This window comes from Streptomyces sp. ISL-96 (assembly GCF_018614035.1).
Taxonomy (GTDB): domain Bacteria; phylum Actinomycetota; class Actinomycetes; order Streptomycetales; family Streptomycetaceae; genus Streptomyces.
Window position 1 is genome coordinate 23,859 of sequence record NZ_JAGGPA010000036.1, and the last position, 13,970, is coordinate 37,828.

9 protein-coding genes are annotated in these 13,970 nt (G+C 69.8%); 3 read left to right on the forward strand and 6 right to left on the reverse strand.

What is annotated here, in order from left to right; translation table 11 throughout:
* Window positions 1-14: 14 nt before the first annotated feature.
* The 4 genes from J7E96_RS22795 to J7E96_RS22810 all read right to left on the reverse strand — a co-directional run bounded on the left by J7E96_RS22795 (window position 15) and on the right by J7E96_RS22810 (window position 6,807).
* On the reverse strand, window positions 15-3,893 hold the full coding sequence (locus J7E96_RS22795) for a multifunctional oxoglutarate decarboxylase/oxoglutarate dehydrogenase thiamine pyrophosphate-binding subunit/dihydrolipoyllysine-residue succinyltransferase subunit (protein WP_215133523.1): 3,879 nt from the start codon (window positions 3,891-3,893) through the stop codon (window positions 15-17).
* Between the two features lie 269 nt (window positions 3,894-4,162).
* Entirely contained in the window at window positions 4,163-5,239 is a 1,077-nt protein-coding gene (locus tag J7E96_RS22800; RefSeq protein ID WP_215133524.1) for a HAMP domain-containing sensor histidine kinase, read from the reverse strand.
* Window positions 5,236-5,976, reverse strand: a complete 741-nt coding sequence (locus tag J7E96_RS22805; protein WP_215133525.1) for a response regulator transcription factor — start codon at window positions 5,974-5,976, stop codon at window positions 5,236-5,238. Before J7E96_RS22805 ends, J7E96_RS22800 begins: the two co-directional genes overlap by 4 nt.
* Window positions 5,977-6,048: 72 nt before the next feature.
* The gene (locus tag J7E96_RS22810; protein WP_215133526.1) at window positions 6,049-6,807 is read right to left on the reverse strand and encodes a spermidine synthase; all 759 of its coding nucleotides are present in this window, start codon (window positions 6,805-6,807) and stop codon (window positions 6,049-6,051) included.
* Between the two features lie 1,196 nt (window positions 6,808-8,003).
* On the opposite strand from J7E96_RS22810, the gene lon reads away from it, so the two are divergent.
* A complete protein-coding gene (gene lon / locus J7E96_RS22815; RefSeq protein WP_215133527.1) occupies window positions 8,004-10,451 on the forward strand; it encodes an endopeptidase La in 2,448 nt (815 codons plus the stop codon).
* Between the two features lie 254 nt (window positions 10,452-10,705).
* Entirely contained in the window at window positions 10,706-11,248 is a 543-nt protein-coding gene (locus tag J7E96_RS22820) for a cyclopropane-fatty-acyl-phospholipid synthase family protein (protein ID WP_215133528.1), read from the forward strand.
* 120 nt (window positions 11,249-11,368) lie between these two features.
* Here the strand turns inward: J7E96_RS22820 and J7E96_RS22825 are convergent, their stop codons facing one another.
* The gene (locus J7E96_RS22825) at window positions 11,369-12,244 is read right to left on the reverse strand and encodes a lysozyme (protein ID WP_215133529.1); all 876 of its coding nucleotides are present in this window, start codon (window positions 12,242-12,244) and stop codon (window positions 11,369-11,371) included.
* A gap of 220 nt (window positions 12,245-12,464) precedes the next feature.
* Between J7E96_RS22825 and J7E96_RS22830 the strand changes: the two genes are divergently transcribed.
* Window positions 12,465-12,959, forward strand: a complete 495-nt coding sequence (locus J7E96_RS22830) for a MarR family winged helix-turn-helix transcriptional regulator (protein ID WP_215133530.1) — start codon at window positions 12,465-12,467, stop codon at window positions 12,957-12,959.
* Window positions 12,960-13,034: 75 nt separating this feature from the next.
* Here the strand turns inward: J7E96_RS22830 and J7E96_RS22835 are convergent, their stop codons facing one another.
* Window positions 13,035-13,817, reverse strand: coding sequence for a protein phosphatase 2C domain-containing protein (locus J7E96_RS22835; protein ID WP_215133531.1), 783 nt, complete (start codon window positions 13,815-13,817; stop codon window positions 13,035-13,037).
* Window positions 13,818-13,970 lie beyond the last annotated feature (153 nt).

Below are 13,970 nucleotides of genomic sequence, written 5' to 3' on the forward strand. Positions count from 1 at the left end.
TCAGGCCGGACCGGTCAGGCCTCGAAGACCTCGTTCAGCAGCTGCTGCTGCTCCGCCTGGTGGCGCTTGGCCGAGCCGACCGCCGGGGACGAGCCGTGCGGGCGCGAGATGCGCCGCAGCCGCTCGCCGTGCGGGATGTCGGCGCCGACCGCCAGGTCGAGGTGGTCGATCAGGTTGAGCGCGATGAACGGCCACGCACCCTGGTTCGCCGGCTCTTCCTGCGTCCACAGGTACTTCTCGGCGTTCGGGTACTTCGCGATCTCCTGCTGGAGCTCCTTGCCCGGCAGCGGGTACAGCCGCTCCAGACGGATGATCGCCGTGTCCGTGTTGCCGCGCTTCTGACGCTCCGCCGCGAGGTCGTAGTAGACCTTGCCGGCGCAGAAGACGACCTTGCGGACGGCGGCCGGGTCGACGGTCGTGTCGCCGATCACCGGGCGGAAGCCGCCGGTGGTGAACTCCTCCGCCTTCGACGACGCCGCCTTCAGACGCAGCATCGACTTCGGGGTGAAGACGATGAGCGGCTTGTGGTGCGGGTTGTGGACCTGCCAGCGCAGCAGGTGGAAGTAGTTCGACGGCAGGGTCGGCATGGCGACCGTCATGTTGTCCTGCGCGCACATCTGGAGGAAGCGCTCGGGACGGGCCGACGAGTGGTCCGGGCCCTGGCCCTCGTAACCGTGCGGAAGCAGGAGCGTGACGCCGGACGTCTGGCCCCACTTCTGCTCGGCCGAGGAGATGAACTCGTCGACGACGGTCTGCGCGCCGTTGACGAAGTCGCCGAACTGGGCCTCCCACATGACCAGCGACTCGGGCCGGGCGAGCGAGTAGCCGTACTCGAAGCCCATGCACGCGTACTCGGAGAGCAGCGAGTCGTAGACGTTGAAGCGGGCCTGGTCCTCGGAGAGGTACTGGAGCGGGGTGTAGTCCTCGCCGGTGTTCTGGTCGACGAGCACCGCGTGGCGCTGGCCGAACGTACCGCGGCGGGTGTCCTGGCCGGACAGCCGGACCGGGACGCCCTCCATCAGCAGCGAGCCGATGGCGAGGGTCTCGCCCATGCCCCAGTCGATCGTGCCGTCCTCCACCGAGGCCGCGCGGCGCTGCATCTGCGGCATCAGGCGGGGGTGGACGGTGATCCGGTCGGGGATGTTGACCTGGGACTCGGCGATCCGCTTGACGACCTCCTGGGAGACCGCCGTCTCGATGGCCACCGGGAACTCGGCCTGGACCTCCGGGATGTGGGCGGGAGCCGGGGCGGAGGTGGCCTCGCGGACCTCCGCGAAGACCTTCTCCAGCTGGCCCTGGAAGTCCTGGAGCGCCTGCTCGGCCTCTTCCAGCGTGATGTCGCCGCGACCGATGAGCGACTCGGTGTAGAGCTTGCGCACCGAGCGCTTCTTGTCGATCAGCGTCACCATCTGCGGGTTGGTGAACTGCGGGTTGTCGCCCTCGTTGTGACCGCGGCGGCGGTAGCAGATGAGGTCGATGACGACGTCCTTGTTGAAGGACTGGCGGAACTCGAAGGCGAGCCGCGCGACGCGGACCACGGCCTCCGGGTCGTCGCCGTTCACGTGGAAGATCGGCGCCTCGATCATGCGGGCCACGTCGGTCGCGTACATCGAGGAACGCGAGGACTCCGGGGCGGCGGTGAAGCCGACCTGGTTGTTGATCACGATGTGGACCGTGCCGCCGGTGCGGTAGCCCCGCAGCTGCGACATGTTGAGCGTCTCGGCCACAACACCCTGGCCGGCGAAGGCCGCGTCACCGTGGAGCGCGACGGGCAGGACCGTGAAGTCCGTACCGCCCTTGTTGATGACGTCCTGCTTGGCGCGGGCGACACCCTCCAGGACCGGGTCGACCGCCTCCAGGTGGGAGGGGTTGGCGACGAGCGAGACCTTGATCTGCTCGCCGTCGAGACCGGTGAAGGTGCCCTCGGCGCCCAGGTGGTACTTGACGTCGCCGGAGCCGTGCATCGACTTCGGGTCGAGGTTGCCCTCGAACTCCCGGAAGATCTGCGCGTACGACTTGCCGACGATGTTCGCCAGGACGTTCAGGCGGCCGCGGTGGGCCATGCCGATGACGACCTCGTCCAGGCGCGACTCGGCGGCGCTGTCGATGACCGCGTCGAGCAGCGGGATGACGGACTCGCCGCCTTCGAGGGAGAAGCGCTTCTGGCCGACGTACTTCGTCTGCAGGAAGGTCTCGAACGCCTCCGCGGCGTTCAGGCGGCGCAGGATGCGCAGCTGCTCCTCGCGCTCCGGCTTGGCGTGCGGACGCTCCACGCGGTCCTGGATCCACTTGCGCTGCTTCGGGTCCTGGATGTGCATGAACTCGACGCCGACGGTCCGGACGTACGAGTCGCGCAGGACACCGAGGATGTCGCGCAGCTTCATCATCGACTTGCCGGCGAAACCGCCGACGGCGAACTCGCGCTCCAGGTCCCAGAGCGTGAGGCCGTGCTCGTTGATGTCCAGGTCGGGGTGCTTGCGCTGCTTGTACTCCAGCGGGTCGGTGTCGGCCATGACGTGGCCGCGGACCCGGTAGGAGTGGATCAGCTCGAAGACGCGGGCGGCCTTGGTGACGTCGTCGTCGTGGGAGACGTCGATGTCCTTGAGCCAGCGGACCGGCTCGTACGGGATCCGCAGCGCTTCGAAGATCTGGTCGTAGAAGTCGCTCTCGCCGAGCAGCATGTTGGCGAGGATGCGCAGGAACTCGCCGGAGGCGGCGCCCTGGATGACCCGGTGGTCGTACGTCGAGGTCAGGGTCATGACCTTGGAGATGCCCAGCTTGTTCAGGGTGTCCTGCGAGGTGCCCTGGAACTCGGCCGGGTAGTCCATCGCGCCGACGCCCATGATGAGGCCCTGTCCGGGCATCAGGCGGGGCACGGAGTGGACGGTGCCGATGCCGCCGGGGTTCGTCAGCGACGCCGTTACGCCGGTGAAGTCGTCCATCGTCAGCTTGTTCGCGCGGGCGCGGCGGACGATGTCCTCGTACGCCTGCCAGAACTCGAAGAAGTTGAGCGTCTCGGCCTTCTTGATGGCCGCGACGACGAGCTGGCGGTCACCGTTGGGCTTGACCAGGTCGATGGCCAGGCCCAGGTTGATGTGCGGGGGCTTGACCAGGGTCGGCTTGCCGTCCTTCTCCGCGAAGGAGTAGTTCATCGACGGCATGGCCTTGAGGGCCTGCACCATGGCGAACCCGATGAGGTGCGTGAAGGAGACCTTCCCGCCCCGGGCGCGCTTGAGGTGGTTGTTGATGACGATGCGGTTGTCGAACAGCAGCTTCACCGGCACGGCGCGCACGGACGTGGCCGTGGGCAGTTCGAGTGAGGCGTTCATGTTCTTGGCGACGGCCGCGGACGGGCCGCGCAGCGTCACGTACTCGGGGCCCTCGGGGGCTTCGGTGGCGGGCTGGGCCTTGGGCTCGGTCTTCGCCTTCGCGCCGGCCTGCTGTGCGGCGGCCGGTGCGGGGGCGGAGGCGGGCTTGGCGGCCGGAGCTGCCGGTGCGGCGGCCGGTGCGGCCGTCGCGGGGGCCGGGGCCTGGGCCGCGGGCGTTGCCGCAGCGGGTGCGGCAGGCGCGGCGGGGGCCGGCTGGTCGGCCGCGGGCGTCGCCGGGGTGGCGGGCGCGGCGGGGGCCGGAGTGGCCTGGGCCGGCTGTGCGCGGGCCTCGGTCACTTCTTCGGCTTCGGGGGTGGCGGACTTCTCCGCCGCCGGGGTGGAACCGGGCTTGTAGTCGGCGAAGAAGTCCCACCAGGCGCGGTCGACCGAATTCGGGTCCTGGAGGTACTGCTGGTAGATCTCGTCGACGAGCCACTCATTGGGACCAAAGGCAGCGGCAGGGTTCTTCCCTTGGCCGTCTTGGTCGGTCGAGACGCTCGGGCTACTGGGGGACTGAGACGACACGGCGTTAACCGCCCTCTTCCGCTTCGCAAGGTGATGGACAGCGGAAATAAAGGCTACGCCTCCCCGGCCGGGAGGTGCAGGCCGGGCGGGCCTTCCGTCGCGTAAGTCACATCGGAGTGCTGGTTTCGTCGCGCGAAATGGCGGGAAACAAGCGTGGTTCCGGTGTGGTCCGCTGTGGTCCGGGTAGGACGGACCGTGGTTACGGCCCACTTTGGGCCGCACCCCCAATGGATGACACGCAGAACGTGTGCTTCCGGTTCGACCCTACGTCAACCAGTCGGCCGGGGGGTTCCCGGAAGAGTGACCCGGATCCGGCAGCCACGTGCGGATTCAGCCACTCCGATCCGCCCGCCGTGCAGATCCACCGCCCAGCGCGCGATCGCGAGCCCCAGGCCCGTACCGCCGTCGCTGCCCGGCCCGTGCGGCGCCGGCAGGCTGCCGCGGTTGAAACGCTCGAAGACCCGGTGCCACTCGGACTCCGGTATCCCCGGCCCCTCGTCCAGGATCTCCAGGTCCAGGCTCTCGGGCTGCGTACCGCGCCGGGCACGCACAGTGACGCGGCCGTGCGGCGGGCTGTGCTTGACCGCGTTGTCGAGGAGATTGGCGACGACCTGGTGCAGCCGCTCGATGTCCGCGTGCGCGGTCAGCTCGGGCGGCGAGACATCGAGGTGCAGATGCACATCGGTACGCGTATGACTGCCGGACCCGGACGCGAGGGAGCGCTGCGAGGCGATCACATTCGCCTCCTTGAGCACGCCGGAGAGGTACGGCCAGACCTCGAAGCGGTGGGCCTTGAGCGGTACGACGCCGTTGTCGAGGCGGGACAGGTCGAGCAGCGTCTCGACGAGCCTGCCGAGCCGCTCGGTCTGTTTCAGCGCCGTACGCATCGTCTCGGGATCCGCGGCGGACACCCCGTCCACGACGTTCTCCAGCACGGCTCGCAGCCCCGCGATGGGCGTTCTGAGCTCGTGCGAGACATTGGCGACCAACTCCTTGCGGTGCCGGTCCACGGCCTCCAGATCGTCCGCCATGCGGTTGATCGTGGCGGCGAGATCGCCGAGCTCGTCCCGGCGGCCCGCGCCGCGCACCCGCCGGGTGTAGTCACCGTGCGCGATGGACTTGGCCACCGTCGTCATCTCGTCGAGAGGTGACGTCAGGCTGTGGGCGACGAACTGGGTGATCAGCATCGACGCGATGACGGAGAAGACCGTGATGAAGCGCAGCTCGGTCTTGGTGCGCAGCGCGACGAGGATGAGCCCGGTGGTGATGAAGACCGAGACGACGACGAGTGTGCCGAGCTTGGTCTTGATCGAGAAGGGACGCAGCCCGTTCCCCTGGCGCGTCATGCCGGCGGGGTCTCCAGTGCGTACCCCACACCATGAACCGTGCGGATGCGCTCCGCGCCGATCTTCCGCCGCAGCGCCTTGATGTGGCTGTCGACGGTCCTGGTGCCCGACGCGTCCGCCCAGTCCCACACCTCGGCGAGCAGCTGCTCGCGCGAGAGCACGGCGCGCGGCGTGTTCGCCAGGCACACCAGCAGGTCGAACTCGGTGGGAGTCAGGTGTACGTCCTCGCCGCGCACCCGTACGCGGCGCTGCGCGTGGTCGATCTCCAGCTCGCCGAGGCGCAGGATGCCGCTGCGGGGCGTAGAGGCGGCGAGCGTCGCCCGCTCCACCCGTCGCAGCAGGACATGCACGCGGGCCGCGAGCTCGCGCATGGAGAACGGTTTGGTCATGTAGTCGTCGGCGCCGACCCCGAGCCCGACCAGCATGTCGGTCTCGTCGTCGCGCGCTGTCAGCATCAGTACCGGCACGGGCCGCTGCGCCTGGACGCGGCGGCAGACCTCAAGTCCGTCGAAGCCCGGCAGCATGATGTCGAGAACCATCAGGTCGGGCTGCCACGCCTCGGCGGCGTCCACCGCGGCGGGTCCGTCGACGGCCGTCTGCACCTGAAAGCCCTCGGCGCGGAGTCGCGCGGCAATGGCGTCGACGATGGTCGCGTCGTCCTCGACGACCAGCACCCGGCGCTGGGCGCCCGGAGTGGCCGCGAGGCCGTTGTGGCTGGTGTGTGTCTGCTGCTCCATTGCCCCGCCCCTGGGAGTTCTCTGCTATCCCACGTGTAGGGCAGCAGCGTAGATGCACGGACAGCGTCCCGGCTACGCAGGGCGAACCCCGAGATGGACCACGTCAGGAACGCCCCGGGACACTTGGATCTCTTCCGTCCTAACCAAGTTGAATCCGGCATTCCGCAACGCATCCTCGAATGCGCGGGATGGTTTGGCCGACCAGACGGCGAGGATTCCCCCTGGTCTCAGCCGTCTCATGCACCCCGCGAGCCCCTGCGGGGAGTAGAGATTGGCGTTGTCGTCGGTCACGGTCCAGTCGGGCCCGTTGTCGATGTCGAGACACAGCGCGTCGTACCTGTCCTGGTACGTACCAACGCCACCGATCCGGTTTTCGCAAACGTAATCCACCAGATCGGTGTGAATGATCTCGCATCGTGGATCGGCGAGCGCGTCGCCCGAGATCCGTGCCAGTGGTCCCTCGCGGTGCCAGTCGATAATCGCCTGCTCACGCTCGATAACCGTGATCCGCCCCCAGCGGTCCTGCGCGGCGGCGCGGGCGAGCGAGAAGCCGACACCGAGGCCGCCGATGAGGAGGGCGGGGCGCTCGGGCTCGGGGGCGGGGGATGGGCGGCCGGGCTCGGGGGCGGGGAGCGCGTCGAGGGCGTCGAGGGCGGCGTCGATGAGGAGGCGCTCGGAGCGGCCGTCGGAGGTGTCCATCAGGAAGCAGCCGTTGGCGATGATCTCGAAGTGCGCCCCGCGCTCCCGCAGAACGACTTCACCGTACGGACCGTCGCGCCGATCGATGGTGGTGGCGGTGGCGGTGGCGTACGGAGAGGGAGCGGTGGCCATGGGGGGAACCTCCTGGGGGCGGTTCGGTGCTTCCTTCGGTCGTCGGGGGCCATCCTGGCGTCGCGACGACGGCGTGAACAAACCATTTCGGCCAGGGGACCCGGACGGATTACGGGGACGGCGGAGGCGGGCGAGGCGGCACACGGTCGGGTCAAGGGCCACGTACCCACGTACCGGCCGGCCGTGCGGGCCAGAATCCACGACGGCATCGACGCGGCGGACTACGTCACCGATCAAGGTCCTGCGCCGGATGATGCGCAACGTGGGGGTGCGGGAAGGGCGGAGTGAGTGAGGGCGGGGTCGGCGTGAAGGGGCTTCGTGTGCCCCGGGGCGTTGATCGCGTCTGCGATGGGGGCCGCCACTCGTAAGTGTCGCGTCGGAGGCCCGCCGGTAAAGGGCGCTCCTGCGTCGCGTCGCCTGCGGCGATTGCGCTGCGCTTCACCCTTGACAGTGAGGATGTGGGTGGCACTGCTTGGGTGGTCTGACCCGACCCTTGACAGTGGCACCATCACCGGCTCCCGGAACTCTGCGTCCACCCTCCTCCAAGGGCGAGGGGGAGGTAGCAAGAGGAGGAGGAGAGATCGATCGTTGCGCCCGTCGCCAGCCAGGCCGCCAATACCGTCTCGTACTCGCTGCGCGCGCCGCGCGCACCGCCATGCCCCCTGACATGCTCCAGTGCAGCACTCTGCGCCGAGGTGAGGTCGAAGGGGTTCATCGCCCGTGCCCCGGGTGAAGTTCGCCGTCATGGGAGGCCCGTCCTCACTCCGGTCAGCCGAGTAAGTTACGCCGACCAGTGGGGCGTACACCTGCCATCCCAGCGACTCGTACAGTCCCCGCCCCTCCGTCGTCGCGACCAGGATCCCGACCGTGGGGCCCTGTTCGTACGCCGCGCCCTGGAGGGGGTACGCATTACCAGCGCGCCCAGGCCGTTGCGTCGGTGTGTGGGGTCCGTCTCCACCTGGTCGCCGTCGGGAGCGAGCACCAGGACGCGGGTTACGCCGCCGCGCTGCCAGGGCTTGACTGTGTAGCCCTCCGGGCCGAGCCGCGGCGCGACGGTCGCCGCGTCGGCGGCCGCTGCTCGGGACCCCAAACGGCTCCAACCCCTGATCGCTGACAGCGAACGCCCGCCCGGGAACATTCCGTCGCACCCAAGCATTGAGTCGGCATAGCTCAAGTTCACTGCCGAAGGGGAGATCATGGCATCGACGTCCAACCCGCTCACCCTGCCCGTGCTGCCGCTCGATGACGAGGTCGTGCTGCCGGGAATGGTGGTGCCCCTGGACCTGTCCGATACCGACGTACGCGCCGCGGTGGAGGCCGCCCAGGCTGCCGCCCGTTCCAGCGACAACAACGGCAGCGGCAGCAGCAACAGCAACAGCGGCAGCAGTGGCAACAAGCCGCAGGTGCTTCTCGTTCCGCGTATCGACGGTACGTACGCCGCGACCGGCGTCCTGGGCACGGTCGAGCAGGTCGGGCGGCTCTCCGACGGTGACCCCGGCGCCCTGATCCGCGGCCGCAGCCGCGTCCAGATCGGCGCGGGGACCACCGGGCCCGGCGCCGCGCTCTGGATCGAAGGTACGGCTGTTGACGAGTCGGTGCCGGATCCGCTCCCCGGGGCCGTCGCCGAACTGGTCAAGGAGTACAAGGCCCTCGCCACCAGCTGGCTGAAGAAGCGCGGCGCCTGGCAGGTCGTCGACCGCGTCCAGCAGATCGACGACGTGTCCGCCCTCGCCGACAACTCCGGCTACTCACCCTTCCTCACCACCGCCCAGAAGGTCGAGCTGCTCGAGACCGCCGACCCGGTGGTCCGCCTCAGGCTCGCCGTGAAGTGGCTCAGCGAGCACCTCGCCGAGCAGGACGTCGCCGAGTCCATCGCCAAGGACGTGCAGGAAGGCGTCGACAAGCAGCAGCGCGAGTTCCTGCTGCGCCGCCAGCTCGACGCCGTCCGCAAGGAGCTGCGCGAGATCAACGGCAAGGACGGCGAGGAGGAGTCCGACGACTACCGGGCCCGTGTCGAGGCCGCCGACCTCCCCGAGAAGGTCCGCGAGGCCGCCCTCAAGGAGGTCGACAAGCTGGAGCGGTCGTCGGACCAGTCACCGGAAGGGTCGTGGATCCGTACCTGGCTCGACACCGTCCTCGAACTTCCCTGGACCGAGCGGACCGAGGACCAGTACGACATCCGCGGCGCCAAGGCGATCCTGGACGCCGAGCACGCCGGCCTGGACGACGTGAAGGAGCGCATCACCGAGTACCTCGCCGTGCGCAAGCGCCGGGCCGACCGCGGCCTCGGCGTCGTCGGCGGCCGTCGTGGCGGCGCGGTGCTGGCGCTCGTCGGGCCGCCCGGTGTCGGCAAGACGTCCCTCGGCGAGTCCGTCGCGCACGCGATGGGCCGCAAGTTCGTACGGGTCGCGCTCGGCGGCGTACGCGACGAGGCGGAGATCCGCGGACACCGTCGTACGTACGTCGGGGCTCTTCCGGGGCGGATCGTCCGCGCCATCAAGGAAGCCGGGTCGATGAACCCCGTCGTCCTCCTCGACGAGATCGACAAGGTCGGCTCCGACTTCCGCGGCGACCCCGCCGCCGCGCTGCTCGAAGTCCTCGACCCCGCCCAGAACCACACCTTCCGCGACCACTACCTGGAGGTCGAGCTCGACCTCTCGGACGTCGTCTTCCTCGCCACCGCCAACGTCCTGGAAGCCATCCCCGAGGCCCTGCTCGACCGCATGGAGCTGGTCACGCTCGACGGCTACACCGAGGACGAGAAGGTCGTCATCGCCCGCGACCACCTGCTGCCGCGCCAGCTGGAGCGGTCCGGACTGGAGCCCGGCGAGGTGACCCTCGACGAGTCCGCGCTGCGCAAGCTCGCGGGGGAGTACACCCGTGAGGCGGGCGTACGGAACCTGGAGCGGTCGGTGGCACGCCTCCTGCGCAAGGTGGCGGCCAAGCACGAGCTCGGCGAGCAGGAGCTCCCGCTCACGATCACGGACGGAGACCTACGTGCCCTGATCGGCCGGCCCCACCACGTCCCCGAGTCCGCCCAGGACCCGTCGGAGCGCCGTACGGCCGTTCCCGGCGTGGCCACGGGTCTCGCGGTCACGGGTGCGGGCGGCGACGTCCTCTTCGTCGAGGCCTCCCTCGCCGACGAGGAGACGGGTGGGGCGGGGCTGACCCTCACCGGCCAGCTCGGCGACGTCATGAAGGAGTCCGCCCAGATCGCGCTCTCCTTCCTCCGCTCGCACGGCGCGGAGCTGGAGCTGCCGGTTGCGGACCTGAAGGACCGGAGCGTACACATCCACTTCCCGGCGGGTGCGGTCCCGAAGGACGGGCCGAGCGCGGGCATCACCATGACGACGGCCCTCGCGTCGCTGCTGTCCGGGCGGCTGGTCCGTACGGACGTGGCCATGACGGGCGAGGTGTCCCTGACCGGACGCGTCCTGCCCATCGGCGGCCTGAAGCAGAAGCTGCTGGCGGCACACCGGGCGGGTACGACGACGGTCGTGATCCCGAAGCGGAACGAGGCCGACCTGGACGACGTACCGGCCGAGATCCTCGACAAGCTGGAGATCCACCCGGTGACGGACGTCCGCCAGGTCCTCGAGATCGCGCTCGCTCCGTCGGAAGTCCGGGTGCCGGTGGCGGCGTGACGGACGTCGCCGGTGGCCCGGCTGTGGCGGCCCCCTGCTCCTATCGGCCGAGTCTCAGTCCGAGTCTCGGCCGTGCGGACGGGGGGCTTCCGCGCGAAAGGGCAAGTAATCGGATACAACGGAGGTAGGTCGCGGCGCGAACGGCGGGCGAAGGCGACAGCGACACCCAAAAGGCGACACGCAACCAGGCGACACGCGACACGCGACAGGCGACACGCAACCGGTGAGGGCGACAGCGAGGGCTAGGTGGCGGCATGAGCGTTCCTGAGCGGCTCACGGTGGCCGTCGGCCTTCTCGACCTACGTCCCGAAGACCGCGTACTGGAGATCGGCTGCGGGCGCGGTGTCGCCGCCGGGCTGATCCTGGAGCGTCTTCCGCGCGGCGAGTTCGTGGGGCTGGACCGCTCCGAGGTGGCTGTCGCGGCCGCGAGCGGGCGCAATGCCGAGGCCGTGTCGGCGGGCCGGGCCACGTTCGTCCACACCGCGCTCGCCGACGCGGACCCCGACGCGCTCGGCCGCTTCGACAAGATCCTCGCCGTCGATGTCAACGTCTTCTGGACCGGACCGGCCGCGCGCGAGCTGGAGGTCGTCACCCGTCTGCTCCGCCCGTCGGGCAGCCTGGTGCTCTGTTACGTTCCGCCGGATCCGGATCCGGCGCAGGTCACCAAGGTGAAGGGTCTGCTGCTCACGCACCTGAGCGACGCCGGGTTCATCGCCACCGCGACGACGCACGCGCTCGCGGACGGCGCGTCGATGCTGGCGGTGGTCGGGGCGGTCGCACAGCTGCCGGGGGGCTGACGGCTCCGGTACCGGCCCCGCGTCGCGCCCGTACCGGCTCCGCGTCGGCGCCCGTACCGGCTCCGCGTCGGCGCCCGCACCGGTCCCGCGGCGGCCCGCGGGACCGTGCCGTTGAGCCGGTCAGCCGTAGGCGAGGGCCTGTACGCGGTCGAGGGCACCGTTGAACTTGTTGTGGTCGCCGACTATCGGGCCTGTGGAGGTGTACTGCCACATGGTCTGTACGCCCCAGCCGGCCGGGAGTTCTCCCACGGTCGTGTTGTACCGGGCGATCCACAGCGGGTTGACGGAACCGAAGCCGGCGTAGTTGCCGGTGCAGGTCTTCCACCAGCTGGTCGCCGTGTAGATGACGGCGTCACGGCCGGTGCGGGCCTTGTAGGTGTTGAGGAAGTCGCGGATCCAGGCGACCATCCCGCTCTGCGTCTTGCCGTAGCACTGCGCGCCGTAGGGGTTCCACTCGATGTCGAGCGCACCGGGCAGCGTCCGCCCGTCGCGCGACCAGCCGCCGCCGTTGTCGACGAAGTAGTTGGCCTGGTTGGCGCCGGTGGAGTCGTCCGGTGTCGCGAAGTGGTACGCGCCGCGGATCATGCCGACGTTGTACGAGCCGTTGTACTGCTGCCCGAAGTAGGGGTTTTTGTAGTAGGTCCCCTCGGTGGCCTTCACGTAGGCCCACTTCACGCCGCTCGTCCACAGGGACGCCCAGTTGACGTTGCCCTGGTGGCTGCTGACGTCCACGCCCTCGGTCTGGGTGACACGGGTGTCGCGCGGCAGGCCGCCCTGTCCGTCGTGCTTGATGACGCCCATGCCCATGTGGGCGGAGCCAGGTTCAGGCTTCTTGGCGGCGGCGGCGGTGGCGGTGGTGCCGGTGGTGCCGGCGCCGGTGGCGGTGGCCGCACCCGGCAGGGTCACGACGAGAGCGAGCGCGGAGAGGATGGAGAGGAGAATCCCGGCCGCCGCGGTGTGCGGGCGGCGGGCCGTTCCGGATCTGTGCACGGGCATTGCGTGCCTCCGAAAGGCTCGGTGGGGGATACAGAACAGGCCTGGGGCGACCTGTCGACAAAGCCACTGGTGTGGACATGTCATGCATGAAGCTACGCACGTAGACAGCGGGTGCGGAAGAGGGGCCGGGTGCCGCCGTTGGTCTACTCCTGCGAAATACTGACCGAGCTGCGGCAATGGCCACTGGTGAAAGAAAACTTCAGGGTGAGGAAAGCGCGCAATGAGTTCTGACGTGCACGGAAACGGAAGAGCGGATGACGGGCGCACGCCGGAGGCGAGTGGTGTGGACCACGAATTCCTCGCCCTGGAAAGAGAATTGGCGCTCTTTCTGCGCCGGGCCCGCGCGTCCTCCGGCGACATGGCCCGTGAGGTCCACCCGGATCTGGAGCCGGCGGCGTACGGGCTGCTCGTACGGCTCGACGAGGTGGACCGGCAGCGGGCCACGGAACTGGCCGCGTGGTTCGGTGTGGGCAAGGCGACGATGAGCCGGCAGCTGCGGGCCCTGGAGAGCCTCGGGCTGGTCACGCGCGAGCCGGACCCCGCCGACGGCCGGGCCTCGCTGGTCGCCCTCACCGATGAGGGGCGCGCTCGCTTCCGGCGGGTACGGGATGCGCGGCGCGCCCGGTACGTACGCAAGCTGGCCGGCTGGGACCGGGCGGAGGTGGCGGAACTGGCGCGGCTGCTGCGCCAGTTGAACGAGCGGGCGGAGGGGTAGCCGCTGGGGTGCGGGTGGCCGCCGCGCGGGGCCTTTCCCCGACCCACCCCTTCCCGAAACGTGCGCAGCGCCCCCTCACACCTCGGCGAAAATCACCGCCGCGTCGTCATGGCGCTTCCAGCGGCGCACCAGTGGCGTGGTCGCCTCCTCGCGCTCCAGCGCCCGCACGCGGTCGATCAGGCCCTGCGCGCCCTCCTTGCGCAGTACGCCCACGCACTCCGCCCAGTCCCCCGCGCCGAACATGTCCACCCACCGCGTCACCCCGTCGCTCAGCGCCGCCAGCGCCCGCACCTTCGCCCGCGCGGTCACCCCCGTCACCGCCCGCGCCGCCACCGCCGGATCCGCGGCGGCCGTGAAGAAACCGCCCTCGGTGTTGCGCAGGGCGTCGGTCGCGGCGAGCGAGGACAGCACTTCCGGGGGGACGAGGTCGAGGCGGTCGTCGAGCACCGCGCGCACCGTGCCGTCCGGGGACTCCAGCAGCAGTGCCGAGTCCGAGAGCACCAGGTGTTCGATCTCGTCGGCTCCCCAGCGCGCCAGGACCACCGTTGCCTGGGGTGTGCGGACGTGAGAAAGGTCACACGTGTCGCGGTGGGCATCGGCGGTGCGCCGAATTGCCTCCGCCAGGACCTCGGCAAGGGTCAAATCCCGCCGCGAAGCGGACAATTCAATCAGGGCGCCACCGAGCCCCGCCGTGAACCAGGGCACCGAATGCCGGCACCCGTAGTCGCCCGCCGGAGGCGTCACGCCGTCCAGCAGAACGAGCGCCCCACCCTGGCCGGCGGCAGGCAGAGCGACAGACGCCCAGTCCTCGTTGGGGCGTTCGGGATCGCCGGGGGTCGTGGCCAGTTCGAAGCGCATGCGGCCAAGTCTGCCTGAGGGCGTGGAAAGGCCGCCGGGTGCCGCCCGATGGCTTCCCTGCTGCGCCCAATTGGCCCGTACCAGCAGGTCGGAGACGGGTTTATGGGCGGAATGACACACTCCGCGAAGCTGCGGGGGCGCATCTTGCCAAAG